Origin of the sequence: Dactylosporangium fulvum (assembly GCF_025137375.1) — a bacterium.
GTDB classification, from domain to species: Bacteria; Actinomycetota; Actinomycetes; order Mycobacteriales; family Micromonosporaceae; genus Dactylosporangium; species Dactylosporangium fulvum.
In genome coordinates, this window is record NZ_CP073720.1 from 5,748,348 (window position 1) to 5,772,170 (window position 23,823).

At 72.5% G+C, this 23,823-nt stretch carries 21 protein-coding genes and 1 pseudogene; 14 read left to right on the forward strand and 8 right to left on the reverse strand.

Features of this window, described 5'->3' with window-relative positions; all coding sequences use genetic code 11:
• Nucleotides 1-44 precede the first annotated feature (44 nt).
• From Dfulv_RS27050 to Dfulv_RS27075, 6 genes are all read left to right on the forward strand, one after another.
• A complete protein-coding gene (locus Dfulv_RS27050; RefSeq protein ID WP_259856238.1) occupies nt 45-1,004 on the forward strand; it encodes an AraC family transcriptional regulator in 960 nt (319 codons plus the stop codon).
• Nucleotides 1,005-1,134: 130 nt separating this feature from the next.
• Nucleotides 1,135-1,257 (forward strand): hypothetical protein, encoded by a 123-nt coding sequence (locus Dfulv_RS27055; RefSeq protein ID WP_259856240.1) that lies wholly within the window; start codon nt 1,135-1,137, stop codon nt 1,255-1,257.
• Complete coding sequence (locus Dfulv_RS27060) at nt 1,254-1,892, forward strand: class I SAM-dependent methyltransferase (protein WP_259856241.1); 639 nt, start codon at nt 1,254-1,256, stop codon at nt 1,890-1,892. The genes Dfulv_RS27055 and Dfulv_RS27060 overlap by 4 nt, the downstream gene beginning before the upstream one ends.
• A 178-nt stretch (nt 1,893-2,070) precedes the next feature.
• Nucleotides 2,071-2,283 carry a PspC domain-containing protein gene (locus Dfulv_RS27065; RefSeq protein ID WP_259856243.1) on the forward strand — a complete coding sequence of 71 codons (213 nt, stop codon included), beginning with the start codon at nt 2,071-2,073 and terminating at the stop codon, nt 2,281-2,283.
• 170 nt (nt 2,284-2,453) lie between these two features.
• Complete coding sequence (locus tag Dfulv_RS27070; protein ID WP_259856246.1) at nt 2,454-3,992, forward strand: dolichyl-phosphate-mannose--protein mannosyltransferase; 1,539 nt, start codon at nt 2,454-2,456, stop codon at nt 3,990-3,992.
• A 27-nt stretch (nt 3,993-4,019) separates the two neighbouring features.
• Nucleotides 4,020-6,488: a glycoside hydrolase family 2 protein gene (locus tag Dfulv_RS27075; protein WP_259856248.1), complete on the forward strand. Its 2,469-nt coding sequence runs from the start codon at nt 4,020-4,022 to the stop codon at nt 6,486-6,488.
• A 71-nt stretch (nt 6,489-6,559) separates the two neighbouring features.
• On the opposite strand, the gene Dfulv_RS27080 is transcribed toward Dfulv_RS27075, so the two are convergent.
• Together Dfulv_RS27080 and Dfulv_RS27085 are read right to left on the reverse strand one after the other, a co-directional pair.
• Complete coding sequence (locus Dfulv_RS27080) at nt 6,560-7,756, reverse strand: hypothetical protein (protein WP_259856250.1); 1,197 nt, start codon at nt 7,754-7,756, stop codon at nt 6,560-6,562.
• A gap of 93 nt (nt 7,757-7,849) precedes the next feature.
• Entirely contained in the window at nt 7,850-9,511 is a 1,662-nt protein-coding gene (locus Dfulv_RS27085; RefSeq protein ID WP_259856251.1) for a lectin, read from the reverse strand.
• A gap of 528 nt (nt 9,512-10,039) precedes the next feature.
• On the opposite strand from Dfulv_RS27085, the gene Dfulv_RS27090 reads away from it, so the two are divergent.
• Complete coding sequence (locus Dfulv_RS27090; RefSeq protein ID WP_259856252.1) at nt 10,040-11,581, forward strand: methyl-accepting chemotaxis protein; 1,542 nt, start codon at nt 10,040-10,042, stop codon at nt 11,579-11,581.
• A gap of 15 nt (nt 11,582-11,596) precedes the next feature.
• Entirely contained in the window at nt 11,597-12,091 is a 495-nt protein-coding gene (locus tag Dfulv_RS27095; RefSeq protein WP_259856253.1) for a chemotaxis protein CheX, read from the forward strand.
• Nucleotides 12,092-13,153: 1,062 nt separating this feature from the next.
• Here Dfulv_RS27095 and Dfulv_RS27100 read toward each other — a convergent pair.
• From Dfulv_RS27100 to Dfulv_RS27110, 3 genes are all read right to left on the reverse strand, one after another.
• Nucleotides 13,154-14,566, reverse strand: a complete 1,413-nt coding sequence (locus Dfulv_RS27100) for an MFS transporter (protein WP_259856254.1) — start codon at nt 14,564-14,566, stop codon at nt 13,154-13,156.
• On the reverse strand, nt 14,563-15,561 hold the full coding sequence (locus Dfulv_RS27105; protein ID WP_259856255.1) for a LacI family DNA-binding transcriptional regulator: 999 nt from the start codon (nt 15,559-15,561) through the stop codon (nt 14,563-14,565). The genes Dfulv_RS27100 and Dfulv_RS27105 overlap by 4 nt, the downstream gene beginning before the upstream one ends.
• 181 nt (nt 15,562-15,742) lie before the next feature.
• Nucleotides 15,743-16,969 carry an EAL and HDOD domain-containing protein gene (locus tag Dfulv_RS27110; protein WP_264675823.1) on the reverse strand — a complete coding sequence of 409 codons (1,227 nt, stop codon included), beginning with the start codon at nt 16,967-16,969 and terminating at the stop codon, nt 15,743-15,745.
• Between the two features lie 188 nt (nt 16,970-17,157).
• Here Dfulv_RS27110 and Dfulv_RS27115 point away from each other — a divergent pair, with 188 nt between their 5' ends.
• From Dfulv_RS27115 to Dfulv_RS27125, 3 genes are all read left to right on the forward strand, one after another.
• The gene (locus Dfulv_RS27115) at nt 17,158-17,784 is read left to right on the forward strand and encodes a dihydrofolate reductase family protein (RefSeq protein ID WP_259856256.1); all 627 of its coding nucleotides are present in this window, start codon (nt 17,158-17,160) and stop codon (nt 17,782-17,784) included.
• 14 nt (nt 17,785-17,798) lie between these two features.
• Entirely contained in the window at nt 17,799-18,134 is a 336-nt protein-coding gene (locus Dfulv_RS27120) for a YciI family protein (protein ID WP_259856257.1), read from the forward strand.
• 61 nt (nt 18,135-18,195) lie between these two features.
• Nucleotides 18,196-19,395: an RNA polymerase sigma factor gene (locus Dfulv_RS27125; protein ID WP_259868186.1), complete on the forward strand. Its 1,200-nt coding sequence runs from the start codon at nt 18,196-18,198 to the stop codon at nt 19,393-19,395.
• A gap of 4 nt (nt 19,396-19,399) precedes the next feature.
• Here Dfulv_RS27125 and Dfulv_RS27130 read toward each other — a convergent pair whose 3' ends face one another.
• Complete coding sequence (locus tag Dfulv_RS27130) at nt 19,400-19,615, reverse strand: DUF1918 domain-containing protein (protein ID WP_259856258.1); 216 nt, start codon at nt 19,613-19,615, stop codon at nt 19,400-19,402.
• A gap of 225 nt (nt 19,616-19,840) precedes the next feature.
• Between Dfulv_RS27130 and Dfulv_RS27135 the strand changes: the two genes are divergently transcribed.
• From Dfulv_RS27135 to Dfulv_RS27145, 3 genes and pseudogenes are all read left to right on the forward strand, one after another.
• On the forward strand, nt 19,841-20,110 hold the full coding sequence (locus tag Dfulv_RS27135) for a DUF1876 domain-containing protein (protein ID WP_259856259.1): 270 nt from the start codon (nt 19,841-19,843) through the stop codon (nt 20,108-20,110).
• 118 nt (nt 20,111-20,228) lie between these two features.
• Nucleotides 20,229-20,633, forward strand: a pseudogene (locus Dfulv_RS27140) (CoA-binding protein); the annotation flags it as partial.
• 103 nt (nt 20,634-20,736) lie between these two features.
• Nucleotides 20,737-21,609 carry a universal stress protein gene (locus Dfulv_RS27145; RefSeq protein WP_259856260.1) on the forward strand — a complete coding sequence of 291 codons (873 nt, stop codon included), beginning with the start codon at nt 20,737-20,739 and terminating at the stop codon, nt 21,607-21,609.
• Nucleotides 21,610-21,612: 3 nt separating this feature from the next.
• Here Dfulv_RS27145 and Dfulv_RS27150 read toward each other — a convergent pair whose 3' ends face one another.
• Both Dfulv_RS27150 and Dfulv_RS27155 read right to left on the reverse strand, forming a co-directional pair.
• Nucleotides 21,613-22,611 carry a zinc-dependent alcohol dehydrogenase family protein gene (locus tag Dfulv_RS27150; protein ID WP_259856261.1) on the reverse strand — a complete coding sequence of 333 codons (999 nt, stop codon included), beginning with the start codon at nt 22,609-22,611 and terminating at the stop codon, nt 21,613-21,615.
• A 131-nt stretch (nt 22,612-22,742) separates the two neighbouring features.
• Nucleotides 22,743-23,777 carry an Acg family FMN-binding oxidoreductase gene (locus Dfulv_RS27155; protein ID WP_259856262.1) on the reverse strand — a complete coding sequence of 345 codons (1,035 nt, stop codon included), beginning with the start codon at nt 23,775-23,777 and terminating at the stop codon, nt 22,743-22,745.
• Nucleotides 23,778-23,823 lie beyond the last annotated feature (46 nt).

The following is a 23,823-nucleotide window of genomic DNA, read 5'->3' on the forward strand; positions in this document are numbered from 1 at the left end:
GTTGCGTTCATACGCGATCGTCTCGGAGACCGCGGGAGGGCGGCATGGACGTGCTCAGCGACGTCATCGCGGTGATGCGCGCCGGGCGCCCGGTGTCCACCCGCCTCGCCTGGCGGGCGCCGTGGGGGCAGCGGTTCGCGAGCGTGCCGGGAGCGGCCGGGGTGCAGGTGATCCTGCGAGGGTCGTGCTGGCTGCTGCCCGACGCTGCCGATCCGGTGCCGCTGGGCGCCGGCGACGTGCTGTTCATGGCACACGGGCAGGGACACGCCCTGGCCGACGACCCGGCGACGCCGCCGCGGCCGTGCGACCCCGAGCTGCGGGCCGAGCCCTTCACCGGTGAACCCGACGGCGTCACGCTCTGCGGTGCGTACGAGCTGGATCCCGCGCACACCCACCCGCTGCTGCTGGACCTGCCCGGCCTGATCCACCTGCCGGCCCACCTCGAGCGCAGCCCCGAGCTGCGGGCCACCGTCGACCTGCTCGCCGCCGAGCTGGAGCGGCCCCGGCCCGGCACCGACGCGCTCGTCCCGGCGCTGCTCGACATGCTGCTGCTGTACGTGCTGCGGACCTGGCTCGACACGCACCCGGCCCGCGGCTGGGCGACGGCACTGCGCGACCCGGCGGTCGGCGCCGCGTTACAGGCCGTGCACCGGGATCCGGCCGCGCCGTGGACGGTCGCGTCACTGGCGGCGGTGGCGGGGCTGTCGCGGGCGCCGTTCGCCCGGCGGTTCACCGCGCTGGTCGGGCAGCCGCCGCTGGCTTACCTGACCTGGTGGCGGATGACGACCGCGGCGCGGCTGCTGCGCCGCTCCGACGCGCCGCTGAGCGCCATCGCCGACCGGGTCGGGTACACGTCGGAGTTCGCCTTCGCGGCGGCGTTCAAGCGCCGGTTCGGCACCGCGCCGGGCCGGTTCCGGCGGGCCGGCCAGGCGGCGGAGGCCGCGCCCTCCACGGAGCGGCCCGGCCCGCCGTTCCACGCCGGCACCCGCCTGATCTGCGCGTGACCGGTGCGACCGGGCTGGTCCGGAAGGTCATGGAGATCACCGGCGGCTGGAAGTCACTGACCGGCGACATCCGGTGAAGTCGATCGGGTTGTACGATCTGAGCTGTCCCCTCGCGCGTCAGGAGGCATCCTTGATCACCTTCCTGCCGGCGCCGCGCCATCCGATGGCACGGCAACTCCTCACCAACGCGCTCAACCGTCTCACCGCTCTGGCGTGGCAGCTGTTCGGGTTCGGCCGCCACCCGGCATCTTGACCTCGTCGTCGCGGCAGCGGCGCCTGCTGCGGCTCTGGGACCGGCACGCGGACACCTACGACCGGCAGATGTCGGGGATCGAGCGCCGGTTCTTCCGCGACACGCGTGCCTGGATCGCCGGCCAGGCGACCGGCGACACCCTCGAGGTCGCGATCGGCACCGGGCTCAATCTGCCCCACTACCCCTCCGCCGTGCGGCTCACCGGGGTCGAGTGGAGCCCCGCGATGGTCGGGATCGCGCGACGCCGGGCCGCGGACCTCGGCCGGGAGGTCGAGTTGCACACCGGGGACGCGCAGGCGCTCGACTTCCCGGACGCACGCTTCGACACGGTGGTGTGCACGTTCGCGCTGTGCGCCATCCCCGACGCCCGGGCGGCCCTGGCGGAGATGGCGCGGGTGCTGCGGCCGGGCGGGCTGCTGCTGCTCGCCGACCACGTGGCGTCGCCGGTCTGGCCGGTGCGGGCCTTGCAGGCCGTCGTCGACGCGGTGACCGTGCCGCTGCAGGGCGAGCACTTCGGGCGCCGTCCACTGCCGTGGGCGGTCGAGCTGGGATTCACCGTCGAGCGCCACGACCGGTTCAACCTCGGCATCATCGAACGGTTCGCGGCCCGCGCACCGGCGTCGCGGACGTCATGACGAGTCGTCGGCCCACTCGATCCGCTCCAGGATCGTCTCGGCCCTGTGCCGCTTCCACCGCGGCGGGCAACGCCTGCTGAGAAAACTCCAGGGGCGGCGTCAGGGGACTTCCTGATGCCGCCCTTGGCCTGTCCGGGCGACAGTGGAATGGTCAAGCCCAGGTGGAAGGAGCACAACGATGAACACGGTGTACGGCGCGATGCACCAGCAGGGACTGGTCCGGCCGGCACGCGGCCGGGTCCTCGGGGGCGTCTGCGCGGGCCTCGCGCGGCGGTTCGGTCTCGACCCGTGGCTGGCCCGGGTCCTGTTCGTCCTCGTGTTGATGCTGATCCCGGGCAGCCAGATCCTGATCTACCCGATCCTGTGGATCCTCATGCCGTCGGAGCGTTAGCCCGGCCGATGTCCATGAGGTGGTGCTCGCCCTCGTGGACGCTGTGCCGGCCGAGCCAGAGCAGGGTGCGCTCCACCCGCTCCGGCCACGGATAGATCCCGGCGCCACGCCGCCCGTCGGCAGCCCGCAGGCGCCCCCCGGCAGGTCGTCCCGCACTCTACGATCGCCCAATGACCTCGGGTGTGCTGACCGAAACGAGCAAGGCGGAGACCGCCGGGACCGATCCGGTGCCCGACATCGTGCGCCGCCGGCTCGCCGGGCCGGGCCGATTCACGCCGAATTTCTGGCTGACCGCGATCCTGGTCACCGGCATCGGGCTCGTGCTGCGGCTGGTGAATCTCTCACACCCGAAAGAAACGATCTTCGACGAGGTCTACTACGCCAACGAGGCATGGGACCTGCTACAACACGGCGTCGAGTGGAACCCCGAGGACAACACCCCCCAATACGTCGTCCACCCGCCACTGGGCAAATGGATGATCGCGCTCGGCGAGCAACTCTTCGGCTACAACTCGTTCGGCTGGCGCATCATGGCCGTGATCGCCGGCATGACCGCGGTCCTGCTCATCACGATGGCCGCCTGGCGACTGTTCCGCTCCACGATCCTGGCCGGCGCCGCCGGCCTGCTCATGTCACTCGACGGCATGCACTTCGTGCTCTCCCGCGCCGCCCTGCTCGACATCTTCCTGATGTTCTGGATCGTCGTGGCGTTCTACTTCCTCGTCCTCGACCGCGAACAGCGCCGCACCCGCTGGCTGCACCTGCTCGAAACCGGCGCCGACCCCAACCGGCGACCGAAACTCGGCGTGCCCTACTACCGCCTCGCCTGCGCCGTCGCACTCGGACTCGCCTGCGGCGTCAAGTGGAGCGGCCTGTGGTACGTCATCCTGTTCGCGATCGCCGCCCTCGTGTTCGACATCAGCACACGACGCAGCGCGGGCGCGCGACACTGGATCACCGACAGCATCCCCCAGGGGATCGGCTGGAGCGCCGCGATCGCCGGCATCGTGCTGGTCACCTACCTGGGCACCTGGTGGGGCTGGTTCGCCTCCGACGACGGCTACTTCCGGCACTGGTACGCCGCAACCAACGGCCTGCCACACGACCGCCTCATCGACCCCCTGGTCAACCTATGGCACTACCACCAGGAGGCGTACAAGTTCCACACCACCCTGGACAAAGGGCACCCGTATCAGTCGTGGCCCTGGCAGTGGCTGCTGCTCGGCCGACCGGTCGCCTTCCACTGGGACGCCACCGTATCCTGTAGCGCGAGCAGTTGCGCCTCGGCGATCCTGCTGCTGGGCACCCCGCTGCTGTGGTGGTCGTTCCTGCCCGCACTGATCGCCCTCGGCTGGCTGGCCGTCGCCCGCCGCGACGGCCGCGCCTGGCTGATCATGGCCTGCGCACTGGCCGGCATCCTGCCCTGGTTCCAGAACATGCCGGAACACCGCACCATGTTCTACTTCTACGCCCTGCCCGCCGAACCGTTCCTCGTCCTCGCCGTCGTCTACGTCCTCGGCGCCATCATCGGCCCCGCCCGCCACCTGCGACCCGACAGCGACCAGCGGCTCGTCGGCTCGATCATCGCCGGCGCCTACATCCTGCTCGTCGCCGCCTGTTTCGCGTACTTCTATCCGATCTACAGCGGAATGAACATTACGTACGCAGAGTGGTTCTCCCGGATGTGGCTCGGATCTCGCTGGATATGAGTCCAGCTTCGAATACAGGAGCGCTCCATGCCTGTCCTGCGTCCCCTCCACACCGGGTGGACCCTGCGCGCGGCCGATCCGGCCGGCGACGGACCGCGGCAGCCGATACCGGCCGCCGTGCCGGGCTGTGTGCACACCGATCTGTTGTCCGCGGGGTTGATCCCGGACCCGTATCTCGACGACAACGAGGAGCGTCTGCACTGGATCGGGCGCACGTCGTGGGTGTACGAGACCACGTTCGACTGTGCGGGGCCGGACGGGTTGGGCGGTGACCGGGTGGACCTGGTCGCCGAGGGTCTGGACACGGTGGCCACGGTGGTCCTCAACGATGTGGAGCTGGGCCGCACGGCCAACATGCACCGGGGTTACCGGTTCGACGTCAAGGAGGTGCTGCGCCCGGTCGGTAACCGGCTCAGCGTGCGGTTCGACTCCGCCTACACGTATGCCGAGCGGATCCGTGACAGTGTCGGTGCGCGTCCGAACGCCTACCCCGAGCCGTTCCAGTACATCCGCAAGATGGCCTGCAACTTCGGCTGGGACTGGGGACCGACCGTCGTCACCGCCGGCATCTGGCAGCCGATCGGCCTGCACACCTGGTCACATGCCCGCCTCGCCGAGGTCCGCCCGGTCGTGACGGTCGACGGCGGCACCGGCCGGACCGAGGTCCACGTCACCCTGGAACACGCCCAGGAGCCGGCGCGGGACACCCCGCTGGCCCTGACCGCCACCGTCGGCGGGCACACCGCCACCGTCGACGTGCCGCCGGGCGCCACCAGCGCCGCCGTGACCGTCGACGTGCCCGACGTGCGCCGCTGGTGGCCCCGCGGCCACGGCGACCCGCACCGCTACGACCTGCGCGTCACCCTCCACGACACCACAGGCACCGTGCTGGACAGCTGGCAGCGGCGCGTCGGCTTCCGCACCGTCGAACTCGACACCACCCCCGACACCGACGGCACCCCGTTCGTGCTGAACGTCAACGGGGTGCCGATCTTCGTACGGGGCGTCAACTGGATCCCCGACGACGCGTTCGTCACCCGCGTCGACCGCACCCGCTACGCGCAGCGGATCGGCCAAGCGGCCGCCGCCGGCGTGAACTACCTGCGGGTATGGGGCGGCGGCCGGTACGAAAGCGACGACTTCTACGACCTCGCCGACGAACACGGCCTGCTCGCCGGGCAGGACTTCCTGTTCGCCTGCGCCGCCTACCCCGAGGAGGAGCCCCTCGCCTCCGAGGTCGCCGCCGAAGCCCGCGAACAGGTGGTCCGGCTCATGCCCCACCCCAGCCTCGTCATGTGGGTCGGCAACAACGAGAACATCTGGGGCTTCCACGACTGGGACTGGCAGAACGACCTGGCCGGCCGCACCTGGGGCGAAGGCTACTACCTCGACCTCCTGCCACGCATCGTCGCCGGCACCGACCCGACCCGGCCGTACTGGCCGGGCAGCCCGTACTCCGGCGACCAGGCACGACACCCCAACGACCCCGCACACGGCACCACGCACATCTGGGACGTGTGGAACACCCACGACTACCGCCACTACACCACCTACCGGCCACGATTCGTCGCCGAATTCGGCTTCCAGGCCCCACCCGCCTACGCCACCCTGCGCCGCGCGGTCAACGACAACCCACTGACCCCGCACTCCCCCGGTGTCGCCCACCACCAGAAAGCGACCGGCGGCAACAACAAACTCGCCCGCGGCCTCCAAGGCCACTTCCCCCAACCCCGCACCTTCGACGACTGGCACTGGGCCACCCAACTCAACCAAGCCCGCGCGATCGCCTACGGCATCGAACACTTCCGATCACTCAGACCCCTGTGCGCAGGCACCATACTGTGGCAACTCAACGACAACTGGCCCGTCACCTCCTGGTCCGCGATCGACGGTGACGGCCGGCGCAAGCCCCTCTGGTACGCACTACGCCGCGTCTACGCCGACCACCTCACCACCGTCCAGCCCCGCAACGACACCCCCACCGTCATCGCCGTCAACGACGCCACCACACCCTGGCGCGCACCACTCGACGTGCGACGAACGACCTTCGACGGCACCCCACGAGCGAGGGTGACATTCACGGTCGACGTACCGGCCGGCGGCGCGGTGACCGTCCCACTGCCCACCGACATCACCACCCCCGACGACCCCACAACCGAACTGATCGTCGTCGACGGCGGCACCGACCGCACCGTATGGTTCTTCGCCGAGGACGTCGACCTGGCCTACCCCCGCCCGTCGGCGGACGTCACGGTGCGACCCGACAGCGGCGGGCTCACGGTCGAGGTCACCGCGCGCACCCTCCTGCGCGACCTCACCCTCTTCCCCGACCGCCTCGACCCGGCCGCAACCGTCGACCAGCAACTGGTGACGCTGCTGCCGGGTGAGTCGGCGACGTTCCGCGTCTCCGGCGGTGCCGGGATCATCGACGCCGACCCGGCAGCATGGGGCACGGCCCCGGTGCTGCGCAGCGCCAACGACCTCATCACCCGCTGAGCCCGCGCCATCTGACGGACCTTCGGCGCTCTGCGCGCCGGCCGCCACGGCGTGGCCGCGGACACGATCGGTCAGCCGTCGTAGCCGGCCTGCTCCACCGCGAAGACGTTGCGGTGGCCGACGCCTTCCTGGAGCGACCAGAGCAGGTCCGGCTCGGTCTCGTCCTTCCAGTAGCTGATGCTCTCGCCGGCGCTGACCCAGGCGTACGTGTGCGCACCGGCCGACGGGGTCCAGTAGTACAGCTGCTTCGACCCGGACGAGTTGAACCACCAGCGGCCGTTGTGCGACGCCACGCCGTTGAGCTTGTACCAGGGCAGCTGCAGCGCCTGCGTCGCGGTGGTCGAGGCGGCGAAGGTCGTGGCGCCCGCGGCGAACGGGAAGCGTACGGCGCGCGGTGCGCGGTTCGGGTAGCTGGTGCACCCGGACTGGCAGGTGTACTCGGTCATAACGATCGACCGGCTGACCCGGTCGAGCGAGATCGACGACCACGCGAGGGAGGTGCCGGAGGTGGTACCGGCGGTGACGGTGCCGATCTGGGGCAGCACGTACGCGTAGTTGTGGGCGTAGTACGTGGTCGCCGACTGACGGCCGATCTGGTCGGCGGTGCCGCCGGTGTTCGTCTTCAGGATCTTGCGCATGTCGAACACGCGCATCCCGCGGCCGGTGTCGGCGACGTAGAGGTAGTCGCCGTACCACGAGACCCCGCCCGCGTGGATCGGGATGTCCTTGAAGCTGGGCGCCGCCGCGGTGCCGGTCGGCTCGACGAGCAGCACCTTCCGGTACTTGTTGGGGTAGGTGGCGTCCCAGTCGACGAGTGTGATCCGGCTGCGCGACTGCGCGCCGTCGCAACCGTCCTTCGTGTACCAGCTGACCACGACGAGCTGGTGGCCGTCGTAGTTGCCGCTGTTCGCGGTGCCGACGGCGTCGCGGCTGGTCGTGATGCCCTGCGGGTAGTTGGCGCAGTCGCCGTTGTCGCCGGCGTCGAACTTGAACCCGCCGACGTAGCCGGCCAGCCCCAGCGAGTCGGTGATCCCGGTGCGGTCGTGGTTGGCGTTGTCCATGACGGTGTGGACCGGCGCGGTGCCGAGGATGCCGGCCAGGGCGCTGTTGAGCGCGTCGAACCGGTGGTAGTCGGCGGTCAGCGTGAACTGGCCCGCCGGCAGGGTGGTGGGTGCCGCCGCGGCGGACGCGGTGGTCGCGGTGAACAGGGTCGCGGCGACGGTTACGCCGGCGGCCGCGGCCGTCAGCAGCTTCTTTCGGACGGACATGGGTGCATACCCCCGTTTGTGACGGAAATAGACACCTCACGATAAACCCGGACGCGGGCCCGGCCGGCACCGGGCCCGCGCTCCACCCCGGTGTCAGGCGGTCACGAGGTCGAACTGCTCCCACTGGCCGATCGCCGTGCGGTTGGCGATGAGGGCCGCCGCGCCGCCGTTCTCGGCACAGACGTAGCGGTTGTTGACCGTGGCGAGGAGGCTCACCGTGCCGTTGGAGTTGCGCACGAGCCGGAACGTCTCCCACGCGCCGGCCGCGGTGCGGTTGGCGATGAGCGGTGCCGCGCCGGCGTTCTCGGCGCACACGTAGCGGCCGTTGACCCGCGCCCGCAGGGCGATGTTGCCGCCGCCGAGGTCGACCTGGTCGAACTGCTCCCAGGCGCCGGCCGCCGACGCCGCGGCGAGCAGCGCCGAGTTGCCGGCGTCGCGGGCCGAGACGAAGAGGTTGTTCGCCCGCGAACGGAGGGCGACGCCCCCGGTGGGCGGGTTCGTCGGGCCGCCGGCGATCGGCTGGGTGGGCCGTGTCGCGGTGAGCGGGGTCAGCTTCTTGAACATGCGGCCGCCGTCGTTGGTGATCCGCAGGTAGTAGTCCGACGAGCAGGCGGTACCGTCGGCGTCGAGCGCGGGGTGGCCGAAGTTGGTCGGCTGCATCGAGGCGTTCTCGGCGGTCTTGGCGATCTGGTTGCCCTCGTTGAACTCGTCGAACATCGACACGTAGAGGCCCTGCGCGCCGAGCCGCGTCATGTTGTAGATGTGCCGCCAGTAGAAGTCGCCGTGGAACCGGGCGCCGGCGGACAGGTCGCCGGGCATGACGCACGGCTGGTAGTCGATGCCGCGGGCGTTGCAGTCGGCCTGGTCGGGGACGTTGACGTTGGTGTAGAACCAGTCCAGGCCGGCCAGGTCGCCGGTGCGGCCGACCATCCACGGCGAGATCATGTTGAAGGCGTGGTAGACGTCGAGGAAGCCGGGCCGGGAGTCGTTGACGCCGGTGCGCCAGTAGGTCGGCACGCCGCCGATGACGTAGCAGCCCTGGTTCTTGAACCAGTTGACGACGTCGAGGCAGGCCGCCGGCTGGAACGGGCGGCCGTCGTCGTTGAAGCCGAAGCCCCAGATGCACACGACCGGCTTGCCGTTCTGCCGCGCGTAGGCCGGCGACGCCGTGTAGGCGGACATCTTCGTGGTCCAGTCGGTTTTGATCTCCGACTGCATGTTCGTCCAGCTGGTGACGTCGTACATGATGTAGAACTTGCGGCCGGACGTCTCGGCGGCCTGCCGTACCTTGACCGCCATCGCGTCGCGGGTCGGTCCTTCGCCGCCGAACGGGTTGAACCGCTGCAGCGCGGCGGTGTCGCAGCCGTAGTCGCGCATCCACTGGAAGTGGGTGTCGACGGTCTGCTGGTCGTATGACGAGAACAGCCGGGCGGGCTGGCCGTTGCCGAGGTTCGCGTATGCCGTCGTGTAGCCGCGGGTGAGCTCGCGCATGTCGGGCCACGACACGATGGTGGTGTTGCTCGGCGACGGGGGCTGCCCGCCGTTGCGGCTCCAGTGCCACCACTGGTTGATCGGTGCGCCGTCGCCGGGGCAGGCGAACCAGCCCTGGTAGCCGACGGAGATCTTGCCGACGACGTCGCCGGGGGCGCTGGCCGCCTCGGCGGTGCCGGTCCCGGTGGCGGCCAGGTAACCGGTGGCGCTCAGACCGGCGGCGGCGAGACCGCCGGCGAGGACCTTTCGTCGGGAGAGGCTCATCGGGATTCCCTTTCAGTTCCAGCCGAGGAGCGCGCCGACGCACCTGCGTGTGTCACGGACGGAAAGCCGCCGAAACTTTCGCCTGTGTCGATCCGATGTCGATGACATTGCACCGGGGATTGGGCCGCTGTCAACATTTTCATCCGATGTATCCGGGCCCCGGAGGCAACTTAAGCCGGCTTTCGACCCGCCTTAAGGATCGATACATCGGATCGCGCCGTCACCGCCGCTGGATGCGCCACATCCCGAGCGCCGCGAGGAGCCCGGCCAGCCCGAGGTAGAACGCCGACTCCAGCCACTGGAACGACCCGCACCCGCACCGCGGCGGCTACGGCCTGATCGGCATGCGGGAGCGCGTCGAGGCCCTCGGCGGCTCGCTGCGGGCTGGGCGCGGGCCGCCGATGAACGCGGGATTGATGATCGGGGCGATGACGTAAAGATCTTCACTCGCCGCGCGACCCTAACAGTCAACTGTCGGGACTGCCGGCCGATGGGACAGGGGGATCCGACGGTACGAGAGGACACCGCATGAGGTTGCTGCGCAGGCCCGAGTCCGCGAGTCCGGCGCCGGATCGTGCGCCGCGCGACATCGAGGCGCTGGAGCAGTTCGCCGTCCGGCTCGCCGCCGCGACCGACGAGGCGAGCACCTGGCGGATCGAGGTGGACACCTTCGTCGAGCTCCACGGCATGAGCTACGGCGCGATCTGGCTGCCGGAAGGCCCGTCGACGCTGCGGATCACGTACGAGACCGGCGCGATCACCCCGCACCTGCAGGCGGTCGGGCAGGGCGGGTCGATGCCGGCCGACGTGGGGCTGGTGGGGCGGGCGTTCCGGAGCGGCCGTCCGGTGTACTCGGCGTCGACCGCCGACTGCGCGGACTGCCTGCGCTGCCAGGCGGCGATGCGGGCCGGCGCGAAGATCGCGGCCGCCCTGCCGGTCGTACACGAGGGCCGGACCGTGGCCGCCTTCGAGCACTTCCTGCCCGAGACGATCGTGGTGGGCGAGGCGCGGAAGGAGAAGTGGACGGCCATCATGCGCGTCGCCGAGCAGGCGCGGCGCGGTGCGCTGGCCTCCGTGCGGCTGAGGGAGGTCGCCGACGACCGGCTGGCGGTCACGAACGTCGTGGCGGCGCTCGGCAGCGCTCACGACACGCAGCATGCGGTGAGGGTCGCGCTCGACTCGGTGCGTACCGCGTTCGGCTGGGCGTACGGCTCCTACTGGGAGGTCGACGAGCTCGACCGGACACTGAGGTTCAAGGTCGAGTCCGGCTCGGCAGGCGAGGAGTTCCGCGAGGTGACGCTCACCGCGACGTTCGCCGAGGGCGTCGGCCTGTCGGGACGGGCCTGGCGGACGCGGGACCTCGTGTTCGTGCGCGACCTGGCGGAGCTGAGCGACTGCGTGCGGGCACCCGCCGCGCAGCGGGCCGGTGTGCGGTCCGGGATCTGTTTCCCGCTCATGAGCGGCGACCAGGTCTTCGGCACGATGGACTTCTTCACCACCGAGCACCTCGACCTGTCGGAGTCGCGGATCTCGGCGCTGCGCAACGTGCAGCAGCTGGTGTCGCAGCGGCTGGACAACCTGCGCAGCTCGGAACGGGCGGCCGGACGGGCCCGCACGCTGCTGGACACGGTCACCCGGTTGCGGGCGGCCAGCGGCGACGCGACACAGGTGGCGCAGGACGCGGTGGCCCGGGCGTCGGAGATGACCGCCGAGGTCGACACGCTAGGCCAGGCGTCGGCCGCGATCGGCGACGTCATCAAAATCATTTCGACGATCGCGGACCAGACGAACCTGCTGGCCCTCAACGCCACCATCGAGGCTGCAAGGGCCGGCGAGGTCGGCCGCGGTTTCGCCGTCGTGGCGAGCGAGGTGAAGGACCTGGCGCGCGAGACGGCCGAGGCCACCAACCGGGTCACCGGCCAGATCGCCGCCATCCAGGCCAGCGCGCAGTCGGTGTCGGGCGGCATCCACACGACCAGCACCAAGATCGCCGAGATGGACGCTGTCCAGGCCCGGATCAACGAGGTGCTCGAGGAGCAGGCCCGCATGGCCCGCACCTTCGAGGGCTGACGGGAAGGCTGACGGATGGCCCACGACAACGCGGCCGCCGGTACCGGCGCCGCGATCACCGAGGACGACCTGCGCGGGATCATCTGGCAGGTCTGGACCGCCTACCTCGGCACGACGCCGGAGACCCGCGCCACGCGGAAGGAGGCCGGCGCCGAGCCGGACGTGACCGCGAGTGTCGGCATCGCGGGCGCCTGGCTCGGCCACGTCGTGCTGCGCTGCTCCGGGAACGCCGCGACCGGCGTCGCCGCGGCGATGCTCGAGCTGGACCCGGCCACCGTGAAGGCCGACGACGTCCGCGACGCCACCGGCGAGCTCATGAACATCGTCACCGGCAACGTCAAGAGCCTGCTCCCCCAGCCCAGCCACGTGTCGCTGCCGCAGGTCGTACTGGGCCGGGCCGACGTGCAATGGCCGGGCGCCGACCGCGTCTGCGGCATCACGGTCGGATGGGACGAACACGTCGTGACCGTCGAGGTGCTCCGCGGCGAGACCCCGCTGCTGCAAGACTGACGATCATTGGTCGATGGACGGATCCGGCCGCCGGACTCCCCTCACGGTCGGCACCCTGCCCGGGCCGTTCGCCGGCCCGGACTCGTGGTCGCGGAGGCTCGGCGTTCCCGCACGGATCCCGGTTGTAGCTCATGATCGCGATACGTTCGCGATCACGAGGGCGCGGCGCCACAGTGCCGGGCTGCGGAGCCGGGCTGCGGAGCCGGGCTGCGGAGCCGCGCTGCAGAGGCGGGTCGCGGCGTCCGTGGCCCCGTGGTGCGGGGCGGCCGTGCTCCGCGCTTGGCTTGACCCGGGTTGCTTGATCGTCGGAAACATCTGGCTGTCCAGGCAGCCCGGAGTTTCCCTTGATCTACGAACCGCAGCCGCACCACCCCGGCCAGACTCAACCGCCGCACCCGTGATCGCGAACTTGCCGCGATCACGGCCACAAACCGACCGGAACCCACCACGACAACCCATCGCTCATGACCGCGGAGGCTCCGCGGGACTCGTGACAGTCCCGGCTCCGCCGCGACCGCAATCATGAGTGCCGCGGTCGGGCGGTTCGGCCACCGTTGCATGATCGCGGAGCGTTTGTGCACCCCTGGAGCCTGTTGCGCAATTCGCTGGGACGGCGCTGGCGGCCCAACTACGCGCCGATCTTGGAGTTGTGGCGCCATGAAACTCCGAATTTGTCCGGGTTTGTCAAGGACCACAACTCCAAGATCGGCGCGGTTATCGGGGTTGACGCACGAGGGATCCGAATTGCGCGACAGGCTCCAGGGGTGCACAAACGCTCCGCGATCATGAAACTGGCCGCCCGGTCCCGCGCGCTTCGCCCCGGCGCTTGACCATGATTGCGGCAAGTTCACGATCACGGGTGCCGAACCCTGAAAGGCGTGGCGGACTCGACCAAGAACGCCGACCCTGGTCGAAACCCGCGACCAGGGCCACTCGCCGGGGCAGCCATATCCTTCCGACGATCAAGACTGGCTGGAGCGACCCGTTGCCAGCGAGGCATGACCACGGCAGCGCGGTCCGGGGCAGTCCGATCCGGCGACACGCGGACCCGGGGCCTGACCCTCAGCCGACCGGCCCAACCGGCCCGACCGGCCCAACCGGCCCAACCGGCCCGACCGGCCCGACCGGCCCGACCGGCCCGACCGGCCCGACCGGCCCAACCGGCGCGGGCGACGCAGGCGACGCGGGCGACGCAGGCGACCCAGGCGACGCAGGCGACCCAAGCGACGCAGGCGACCCAAGCGACGCAGGCGACCCAAGCGACGCAGGCGACCCAAGCGACCCAGGCGACGCAGGCGGGTGTGCTGGATCGGTGGTGGGCGTCAGCGGGCGGGTCGCGCCGGCGACCGCCACCGCCACGGCCTGCAGGGCGGCCACGACGACGAGCGCGCGCAGGACCGTGACATGGTCGCCGAGGAACCCGACCAGCGGCGGCCCCGCGAAGGCGGCGATCTTGCCGAGGGTCGAGACGACGGCGACGCGGCCGGCGGCGTGCCGGGGGTCGTCGGCGCCGGCGCTCATGCCGACCGGGTAGCCGAAGGCTACGCCGGCGCCCCAGAGCAGCACGCCGGCCAGCGCGACAGGGATGTTCGGGGCGAACACGAACAGTAGCAGGCCAACGATCGTGACGGCGCCGAGCGCCCGCAGCACCGGCACTCGGCCGTAGCGGTCGAGCAGGACACCGCCGAACCAGCGGGCTACGGTGAGCGCGGTCAGGAAGATCGCGAAGCCGAGGGTGCCCACCGCCGGTGCGGCGTGGTGGCCGTCGATGAGCGCGACGGCGATCCAGTCGTTGGCGGCGCCCTCGGCGAAGGCGAAGGTCAGGACGAACACCCCGATGAGCAGCGTGCGCGGCTCCCGCCAGGCGCGCAGCGAGCCGCGCGCGGCGCCGCCGGGCGGGCCGTCCTCCGCACTGCCGGCGGCCGGCTCGGGCAGGTAGTCCCGGGCGGCCAGCGGCACGGCGGCGGCGATCACCACCGCCACGGCGCCCAGGTGGACCGCGACCGGCACGGCCAGGGCGACCATCACCGCGCCGAGCCCCGCACCGGCGACCGTCCCGGCGGCGAAGGCGGCGTGGAACCGCGGCATGATCGACCGGCCGAGGGCGCGTTCGACGGCGGCGCCCTGCACGTTCATCGCGACGTCCCACACCGAGGTCGCGAGCCCGATGACGGCCAGGCCCGCGACGAGCACCCCGAGGCCGGCGACGTCGCCGAGCCCGGTGACGGCCAGGCCGAGGCCGCCGACGAGGGCCGACACGGTCACCGTCCACCGCTGGCCGAGGTGGGCCACGAGCGGGCCGGACAGCGGCCGGGACAGCAGCGCCCCGCCCGCGGCGCCGAGCAGTACCCAGCCCAGCTGCGAGGGCTGGAGGTGCAGGTGGTCGCGCAGCTGCGGGATGCGGGCCGCCCAGCTGGCCAGGTGGAACCCGCAGGCCGCGAACACCAGGTACGTCGCCCGGGTCGCGGCCGTCACGCCGGGCCCGCGCTCTCGCGGACGACGAGCTCGACGGTGAACATCCGCCGCCATCCGGGGGTGACGGTGCCGTCGAGGAGCGCGGAGGTGGCCTCGGCGGCCATCTCCTCGACGGGCAGGCGCACGGTGGTCAGGGGCGGGTTCGAGCAGGTCGCCGCGATGCTGTCGTCGAAGCCGACGACGGCGACGTCGTCGGGGATCTTCCGGCCGGCGGCGGTGATCGCCTGGACGGCGCCGGCGCCCATCAGGTCGCACGCCACGAAGAGGCCGTCGATGTCGGGGTGGTCGGCAAGCAGTTGCAGCGCCGCCCGGTGGCCGCCCTCGCGGATGAACCCGCCGTCGGCGTTGATGCCGGGCAGCCCGAGGTCGCGGACCGCCGCGAGGTAGCCCACCCGGCGGTCCGCCGCGCAGGAGTTGGACGCCGGTCCGTGGACGGCGGCGATGCGGCGCCGGCCGAGCCGGTGGAGGTGGCTGACGGCGGCGTACGCGCCGGCGGCGTTCTCGGCGTCGACCGCCGGCACCCGGTCGGCGGTGGCGGTCAGCGACACGACCCGGCGGCAGCGGGCGTGGAACCGCAGCGCCAGCTCCGGCGGGACGTTGACCAGGACGGCGCCGGCGGTCGCGGCCTCGGCGACCGTGTCGATCACCGCGGCGGACCCGTCCGCCTGGGCGACGTGGACACGCAGCTGGGCGTCCCTGCCGTCGAGCACCGGCATCATCCCGGCCAGGACCCGGCTGTAGTACGGGTGGACGCCGAGCCAGGACAGGCCCGGATCGGGGGCGAACACGACGAGGTCGACGACGCCGCGCCGGCCGGAGGCGAGGGCGCGGGCGATCTCGTTGGGGCGGTAGCCGAGATCGGCGACGACCTGGTGCACACGTGAGCGGACGACGTCGGATGCGCCGGGCACGTTGTTGATCACTCGGGACGCGGTCGCGCGGGAGACGCCGGCCGCGCGGGCGACGTCCAGGATCGTCGGCCTTCGGTGGTGCATGTCGGACTCGCATTCTCGGCTCGCTGCGGTACTGCTGCCGCTGCGGACGATAGAGGCGAGAGCGCTCTCATGAACAGGGGCGGACCGGGTGCCCCGAGAAACGCTCCGTTCCGGAGGCTACGGCCGCAAGGTTGATCGGTTCCAGTCATCCCGGCGCCAGGCGGTATGCCCGGCCACGCCGTCAGACCGGGCGGGTGGCGTCCACCACGCGGGTGGACCAGCGCAACGCGTCCAGGTACTTCCGGGCGGGGTCGTCCGTCGCCGCCTCCACGGTGCGGCCGGTGAGATAGGCGTCGGCGAGGCCGAGCGCCCGGCCGACCGGTCCCTGCCCGGTGACGATCGCGTCGACCAGGTCGTCGGCGAGCGGCAGCTGCGCGGCGAGCGCCGCCGGGCTGGTGTCCAGCAGCGCCGCGACGCTGCTGATGAGCCCGGCGGTGAACGCCGATTCCGGTGCGGCGCCGACGCCGGAGGCGAGGTGCTGGCACAACCGCGCCCGGGTCACCGCGTCGGCGAGCTGTTCGACGGTGCCGCCGGCCACGTCGCTGACGACCATGAGCATGGCCCACTGCCGGACCTGGCCGAGGCCGAGCAGGACGACCGCCTGCCGCAGCGAGGTGACCGGCCGGGCCGGCGCGATCGCGGCGGAGTTGCAGGCCCGCAGCAGCCGCAGCGCCAGCGCCGGGTCGTCGGTGACGACCCGCAGGACCTCGTCGAGGTTGCTGTCGGCGGCGCCGAGCGCGCCCAGCAGCCGCAGCCGCGACAGCCGGGACGGCGCCAGGCTGGTGGCGGTGAGGACCTCGGGGCGGCTCAACGCGTACCCCTGGCGCAGTTCGCAGTCGTACCGGTCGGCCAGCGCCAGCTCGGCGGCGGACTCGATGCGCTCCCCGACCAGCTGGACGCCGGGCCGACGGCGGCTGATCGCGACCAGCTCGTCGAGCTGCGCCGGGTCGGTGCCGAGCAGGTCGAGCTTGACGTGGGAGGCCAGGCCGAGCAGCCGCTCGTGGCCGAGCCCGAGGACGAAGTCGTCGAGCGCGATGCGGTAGCCGGCGGCGGCGAGGCGCGCCGCGCCGGCCACCACCTCGTCGTCGACCGCCACGGTCTCCAGCACCTCGAGCACCACCCGGTCCGGCGCGAACGGCAGGGGCAGTTCGCCGACGAGGAACTCGCGCGTCAGGTTGATGAAACAGGGCCGGTCCCCGGCGATCTCGGCGATGCCGAACTCGGTGAACGTGTTGGTGATGACCTGGCTGGTCGCGAACGTGTCGCGGTGCTCGGCGTCCACCGCGTCGAACCGGCCGCGGAAGAGCAGCTCGTAGGCCACCACCGCGCCGGACCGGTCGTAGATCGGCTGCCGGCCGACATGGACGAGCCGGGTACTCACGTCGGTGCGGGCAGCCTGACCGGTCACGCCGCGAACATCGGCGGCGTACGGTCCGCCCGGAGGGGTTCTCCGGCTGCGGATCGGTAGCGGCCAGGTTGCTCCGGCCGCGCTGTCGATTCGGGAGCGGCTCGTTCGCCGTTGTGGGTGAGGGCGTCGGCCGGTGCGGAGGTCGACGTCGGCGCCCGCTCAGCCCGTACGACCGGAAGGACACCAACATGCGAAAACTCTTGGTCACCTCGTTCATGACCCTGGACGGGGTCGTGCAGGCCCCGGGTGGCCCGGACGAGGACCGCGACGGCGGGTTCACGCACGGCGGCTGGGTCGTGCCGCACTTCGACGACCAGCTCGGCACGGTGATGACGGAACTGGTCCGGCGGGCCGGGGCGCTGCTGCTGGGCCGCCGGACCTACGACATCTTCGCCGAGAGCTGGCCGCTGGCCCCCGCCGACGACCCGATCGGGTCCCGGCTCAACGCGCTGCCGAAGTACGTCGCGTCGCGCAGCCTCGGCGCCGTGCCGTGGCAGCACTCCGAGCTGCTCGGCGGCGACGCCGTCGCTGCGGTCCGCGAGCTCAAGCAGGGCGACGGCGGGGAGATCCAGGTCCACGGCAGCGCCGGGCTGGTCCAGACGCTGCTGCGCCACGACCTGGTCGACGCGCTCCACCTGGCGGTGTTCCCGGTGCTGGTCGGCACCGGCAAGCGGCTGTTCGGCGACGGCACCGTGCCGGCCGGCCTGCGCCTGACGGCGACGGCGACGACCGGCACCGGCGTCGTCCTGACGACGTACGAGCGGGCCGGCCGGGTCGAGTACGGTGCGATGGGTCCCGAGACGGGCAACTGGTGAGGCGGAGGTGCGCTGTGCCGCAGTACGCGATTCTGATCTACGAGAAGGAACTGCCCGGCGGCGTGGCCGACATCCCGCCGGAGGTCATGGAGGCCAACCTGCGCGTCGGTGACGCGATCACGGCGATGGGCGCCCGGGTCGTCAACGAGCAGGCGCTGGAGCCGAGCGCCGCCACCCGGACGATCCGCCGGGACGGCACCGTCACCGACGGGCCGTTCCTGGAGAGCAAGGAGGTCATCGCCGGGTTCTTCGTGGTGGAGGCCGCCGACCTCGACCAGGCGGTCGCCATCGGCCGGCTGCTGCCGATCATGGACGGTGCGGTCGAGGTGCGGCCGCTCATGGCCGGCTGACGGTGGCGTGACGACGGTACGTCAGGCGGTCGACGACGCGCACCGCCGCGAGTGGGCCACGGTGCTCGCCGCGACGGTGCGCGTCACGCGCGACCTGGACCTGGCCGAGGAGTGCGTGCAGGATGCGTACCTCGCCGCGCTCGAGGAGTGGCAGCGGCGCGGGATCCCGGACCGGCCGGGGGCGTGGCTCGTCACCGCCGCCCGGCACAATGCCCTGGACGCGCTGCGCCGCGCCGCCACCCTGCGCTCGAAGCTGCACCTGCTGGTGGAGCCCGCGGCGACCGGGGACGACCCGGCGGCCGGGACGACGCCGGCCGCGGACGACCGGCTCCGGCTGCTGTTCCTGTGCTGTCACCCGGCGCTGGCGCCGGACGCCCAGGTGGCGCTGACCCTCCGGCTGGCCTGCGGGGTGCCGACCCCGGACGTGGCCAGGGCGTTCCTCGTCGCCGAGGCCACCATGGCGGCGCGTATCACCCGCGCGAAGAAGAAGATCGTCGCCGCCCGGATCCCGTTCCGCATGCCGTCGGCGGCCGAACTGCCCGACCGGCTCGACGCCGTGCTGACGGTGATCCATCTACTGTTCACGACCGGCCACACCGCGCCGACCGGTCCACGCCTGTCCCGCGACGACCTCACGGACCGGGCGCTCGGCCTGGCGCGCCTGCTGCACCGGCTCATGCCGGACGAACGGGAGGTCCGCGGGCTGCTGGCGCTGCTGCTGGCCAACCACGCCCGCCGGGCCACCCGCACCGGCCCGGACGGGCGGCTGCTGCGCCTGGACGAGCAGGACCGTTCGCGGTGGGACCGCGGGGCCGTCGCCGAGGCGGACCGCCTGGTCGTCGGCGCCCTGCGCGGTGGCGCCGGCCGGTTCGGCCTCCAGGCCGCGATCGCGACCCTGCACGCCACGGCGCCGACCGCCGCGGACACCGACTGGGCACAGATCGTGGTGCTCTACGACGCGCTGCTGGCGGTCTGGCCCTCGCCGGTGGTCGCGCTCAACCGGGCCGTCGCCGTCGCGATGGTCGCCGGCCCGGCGACCGGGCTGGCCGAACTCGAGGCGCTCGACCGGCAGGGACACCTGGCCGGCTACCACTATCTGCCGGCGGTCAAGGCCGACCTGCTCCGCCGGCTCGACCGGCACGCCGACGCCGCGGCCGAGTACGCGCGGGCGCTCGCGCTGGCCGGCAACGACGCCGAGCGCGCATTCTTGGCCGAGCGCGTCGCCGAGGTGGACGAGCACGTCCGCCGGCGGCCCGTCTGACCCCTTATCCGGTGGGCGCACCGGCCTCGCGCCCCTCGGCCGGCAGGATCCTGGCGTCCGGGCCCGGGAACACCAGTGCCTCGTGGTTTTCGCCGAGCCACCGCACGGTGTACGGCGGCGTGTGGTCACCGTGACGCACCTCGGTGATGATGCCCTCGCGCCGGTGGTCACCGACCCGAGTGCCTTCGACGATCAACCGGTCTCCGACGTTCGCGTGCATCGTTCCTCCCTCGATCGGACACGGATGACTGGCGGTACGGCGATACCACTACCCACCGATCCCGGACTGTCACCGCGTGGCATGGTGAAGGTGCAGGTCGGCGGCGGTCTTCGGGGCCCGGGATGCGGTTTTTGGTTGTGGACGGCGCGGGCGGGCATGGGCGTGGAAGGGGTCGGAACCCGGCCGCCGCCGACGACGGCCGGCACGAGGAGATCGGAGTTCGCCATGACCGCCACGAAGCATTGGAGCGTCGACATCGCCATCAGCGAGGACAACGGGCGGACGTTCGCGGAGGTCCGCCTGGACGCCGATGACGACACTCAACTCATCGGCAAGGGGGAGGCCAGGCTCAATCCGGCCGACGAGGACATCCCGGAGATCGGTGACGAGCTCGCCGTCGCCCGGGCGCTGTCCGACCTCGGGCACCGGCTGCTGCTGACGGCCGCCGCCGACATCGAGGCCGTCTCGGACCAGCCGGTACGCCTGAGCCGGTAGCCCGTCGCCGAAACGGGAAGATTCGGGGATTTTCGGGACTTTTGGACTGTCGACAGCGCGGAGCAAGAGCGACGGTAGAGGTGTTGACGGCTGTGGCCTACCGGGGGAGATGAGACCGATGCGCACCGCCAGGCAGATCCTCGCCGAAGCGCACACGATCGCGGTCGTGGGCGCGTCACGCGATCCGCAGAAGCCCGCGCACTGGGTGCCGAAGATGCTGCAGGACCAGGGGTGGCGGATCATCCCGGTCAACCCGTACGCGGACCGGCTGTTCGGCGAGCGTGCCTACGCCCGGCTCGCCGACATACCGGAGCACGTCGACGTCGTCGAGGTCTTCCGCCCGGCCGGCGACGCGGCCGGGATCGTCCGGGAGGCGGTGGCGATCGGCGCCGGCGCGGTGTGGCTGCAGCTCGGCATCATCAGCGAGGAGGCCGATCGGCTCGCCCGCTCGGCCGGGCTCGACTACGTCGAGGACACCTGCATGGGCATGGAACGGACCCTGGCCGACATGGTGCACGGTGGCAGGCGGCCGGACTCCACCGTCTACCACGGCATCGAGCCGGAGGCGGAACGGCCCGGGGTGCTCGCCGGCCACGGCTGAACCCCCGGTGGGAGGTGGATCCACGATGGCCTACCGGTTCGGGCCGGTCGTCGTCGGCGTCGACGGGTCGGAGCACAGCGTCGGCGCACTGCGGTGGGCGGCCGAGCAGGCCCACCAGTACACGCGCACCCTCATCGCGCTCTCGGTGCTGCCGGAGTCCCCGTCGCCGCCGCCCGGGCCGTCCCGCGACCGGGACGTCGCGGCGGAGGCGGCGGCCGAGGCCAGGCGATGGCGCGTCGGGGTCGCCGCGGTCGGCACCACCGAGGTCGGGCGCCCGGTGGCCGTGCTGCGCCGGCACGCACGGGACGCCCGGCTGCTCGTGGTCGCCAGCCGCGGTACCGGCGGACGCGCCCTGGGATCGGTGACCGAGGCACTCGGCGTCCGGGCGGACTGCCCGGTGCTCATCGTGCATGACGCGCAGCGCTGGGCGGCGCCGGACGCGGTGCTGCCGAGGAAGGGCCCGGTCGTGGTCGGGTACGACGGCTCCGCGTCGGCGCGGCGGGCGCTGCGGGTGGCCTTCGAGGAGGCGGCCGGCCGCGGCAGCCGGCTCGTGGTCGTGCGCGCCTGGCATCATCCGGACCTGTGGCGGCCCGGCCGGTCGCGGTGCTGCGACCTGACCTCCGACGAGGCCGCCGTGCGCGGCGGGCTGCACGAGGCCGCCGCGCCGTGGCGCGCCCGGTTCCCGCACGTCGACGTCGAGGTCCGCAGCGAGCCCGGCGAGGCGGCGGAGGCGCTGACGGTGGTGTCGCAGTGGGCCGCGCTCATGGTGCTCGGCACCCGGTGCCCCGACGACACCGAGCAGCCGGCGAACCCGTCTGTGATGCGCCGTGTCCTGGAGCGCGCCGCCTGCCCGGTGCTCGTGGCGCACAGCCCGCCCGGCGGACCGGGCTTCCGGTAAGGCTCAGGTGACCAGCACCGCGGCGCCGTTCACCCGGTCGGCGGCGAGGTCGACGAGCGCCTCGTCGGCGCGCGCCAGCGGATACGGCGTCACGCTCACCCGCAGCGGGTGCTCCTGGGCGACCGTGAGGAAGTCACGGCCGTCCTCGCGGGTGTTCGCGGTGACGCTGCGCAGCGTGCGCTCGTAGAAGAGGTGGTCCTCGTAGCGCAGCACGGGGATGTCGGTCAGGTGGATCCCCGCGATGGCGAGCGTGCCGCCGCGGTCCAGGGCCGACAGCGCCACCGGTACCAGATCGCCCACCGGCGCGAACAGGATCGCCGCGTCCAGCGGCTCCGGCGGCGCCGCGGCGGCGTCCCCGGCCGAGGCCGCGCCGAGGTCCAGCGCGAGCCGCTGTGCCGCCTTCGATCGGGTCAGCACGTGCACGGTGGCGCCCTGGGCGATGGCGACCTGGGCGGCGAGGTGCGCCGAGGCGCCGAAGCCGTAGAGCCCGAGCCGGCCGCCCGGCGGCAGGTCCGCCCGGCGCAGCGCGCGGAAGCCGATGATGCCCGCGCACAGCAGGGGCGCGACGTGGACGTCGTCGTAGCGGTCCGGCAGGCGGTAGACGAAGTCGGCGGGGGCGACGCAGAACTCGGCGTAGCCGCCGTCGGCGTGCCAGCCGGTGTAGCGGGAGTCCGGGCACAGGTTCTCGGCGCCACGACGGCAGTACCGGCAGGTGCCGTCGGTGTGCCGCAGCCAGGCCACGCCGACCCGTTCGCCGGCCTTGAACCCGGTGACCCCCTCCCCCAGCCCGCTCACCTCACCCACGACCTCGTGGCCGGGCACCACGTCGGGCCGGATCGGCGGCAGGTCACCCTCGGCGAGGTGCAGGTCGGTCCGGCACACCGCACACGCCCGCACCCGCAGCAGCAGCTCGCCGGGGCCGGGCTCGGGTACGGACATCGACACCTGCCGCAGCGGGTGCCCCGTGACGGGCCCGGGCCGGTGCACCTGCCATGCGATCATCCGCGTCACCCCGCCTCTCTGCCCGGCCGCGCACCGAACATTCCGGCCCGCTCCCGCACCGAGCGTCTCGGCCGCGGTGACGCGGTGTCAATCGCCCTGGCCCGCCGACGGGCCGGCCGCCACGGTCCTGGTCACTCCTGCGCGCGGCCGGCGACCAGTTCGACCGCGGCCTCGGAGTCGCGGCGCGGGGCGCGGGGGCCCGTCGCGCCGCGGCCGGCGACGCCGACGCGCACGACGATCGCCGGGTGGCCGACGTTGCCGAGCGTGCGGCGCAGCGCCTCCCGCGCGGCGATGATCTCCACCAGATCACTCATCGGCGAGGTCGCCAGGCCGTCGGCGGTGGCGGTGAGCAGTACCGCGCTCAGCGCCTCGCCGGCCGCGAGCCAGTCGCGCGGCTCGTCGCCCTCGGTGACCACGACGCCGTAGCGCGCATGGCGGTCGGCGACCTCCGCACCGCTGTAGATGCTGGCGTTCTCGTCCCCGCCGGTGAAGTTCCGGATCGGCACCGTACGGGCACCGGACGGCACTGTCGTCTCGGGCGGCACGCCGGTGCCGGAACCGTCGTCCGGGTGGACCCACGCCGCGAGGTCGGCCCGGTAGGCGGGGTCGGACTGCTCCACGTCGGCGGCGTGACCGGCGGCCACGGCGACCCCGGTGAGGTCCTGCGACCGGACCAGGTGCAGGTGTGCGCCGACGGCGGCCGCGGCGGCCGCGAGCCGGTCGAGCGCGTCCGGCGGCACCGGCACGTCCGCGAACGGCCGGCGGTCGCTGCGCCGGACCGAGATGGCCCGCCGCAGCCGCTGGACGTGCGGTGCGCGCTCGGCCGTGCCGGTGTACCGCAGCGTGGCGAGCAGGTCCGGGTCGTCCGGGTCCGGCAGATACGTCACCTCGGCCTGCGCGCCGTCGGCGGCGAGCGCGACGCGGGCGTGGTGCAGGGCGACCCCGCAGCTCAGCGTCATCAGCCGGCCGTCGGGATCGATGGCGGGCAGCTGGCGGCGCCGGTCGGCGCGCAGCTCGGCCCGGTCGCCGTCGATGCGCCACTGCCACGGCTGGGTGTTGAGCACGGACGGGGCGTCGAGCGCGGCCAGGACCGCCCCGGTCAGCAGCCGGCCGACCGGGGCGACCCGCACCGCGGCCCCGCGGTCGGTGTACTCGATGGCGGCCATGGCATGCTCCTCGGTTGGGCGGTCGGTGGTACCTCTCCAATCTCGC

What these genes read in the sequence shown, in the direction of transcription:
- Dfulv_RS27095 (WP_259856253.1), top strand. Translation starts at nt 11,597, where the DNA reads ATGGCCCACGACAACGCGGCCGCCGGTACCGGCGCCGCGATCACCGAG.
- Dfulv_RS27155 (WP_259856262.1), bottom strand. Translation starts at nt 23,777, where the DNA reads ATGGCCGCCATCGAGTACACCGACCGCGGGGCCGCGGTGCGGGTCGCC.
- Dfulv_RS27080 (WP_259856250.1), bottom strand. Translation starts at nt 7,756, where the DNA reads ATGTCCGTCCGAAAGAAGCTGCTGACGGCCGCGGCCGCCGGCGTAACC.
- Dfulv_RS27070 (WP_259856246.1), top strand. Translation starts at nt 2,454, where the DNA reads ATGACCTCGGGTGTGCTGACCGAAACGAGCAAGGCGGAGACCGCCGGG.
- Dfulv_RS27135 (WP_259856259.1), top strand. Translation starts at nt 19,841, where the DNA reads ATGACCGCCACGAAGCATTGGAGCGTCGACATCGCCATCAGCGAGGAC.
- Dfulv_RS27130 (WP_259856258.1), bottom strand. Translation starts at nt 19,615, where the DNA reads ATGCACGCGAACGTCGGAGACCGGTTGATCGTCGAAGGCACTCGGGTC.
- Dfulv_RS27065 (WP_259856243.1), top strand. Translation starts at nt 2,071, where the DNA reads ATGAACACGGTGTACGGCGCGATGCACCAGCAGGGACTGGTCCGGCCG.
- Dfulv_RS27085 (WP_259856251.1), bottom strand. Translation starts at nt 9,511, where the DNA reads ATGAGCCTCTCCCGACGAAAGGTCCTCGCCGGCGGTCTCGCCGCCGCC.
- Dfulv_RS27105 (WP_259856255.1), bottom strand. Translation starts at nt 15,561, where the DNA reads ATGCACCACCGAAGGCCGACGATCCTGGACGTCGCCCGCGCGGCCGGC.
- Dfulv_RS27115 (WP_259856256.1), top strand. Translation starts at nt 17,158, where the DNA reads ATGCGAAAACTCTTGGTCACCTCGTTCATGACCCTGGACGGGGTCGTG.
- Dfulv_RS27075 (WP_259856248.1), top strand. Translation starts at nt 4,020, where the DNA reads ATGCCTGTCCTGCGTCCCCTCCACACCGGGTGGACCCTGCGCGCGGCC.
- Dfulv_RS27090 (WP_259856252.1), top strand. Translation starts at nt 10,040, where the DNA reads ATGAGGTTGCTGCGCAGGCCCGAGTCCGCGAGTCCGGCGCCGGATCGT.
- Dfulv_RS27050 (WP_259856238.1), top strand. Translation starts at nt 45, where the DNA reads ATGGACGTGCTCAGCGACGTCATCGCGGTGATGCGCGCCGGGCGCCCG.
- Dfulv_RS27145 (WP_259856260.1), top strand. Translation starts at nt 20,737, where the DNA reads ATGGCCTACCGGTTCGGGCCGGTCGTCGTCGGCGTCGACGGGTCGGAG.
- Dfulv_RS27150 (WP_259856261.1), bottom strand. Translation starts at nt 22,611, where the DNA reads ATGATCGCATGGCAGGTGCACCGGCCCGGGCCCGTCACGGGGCACCCG.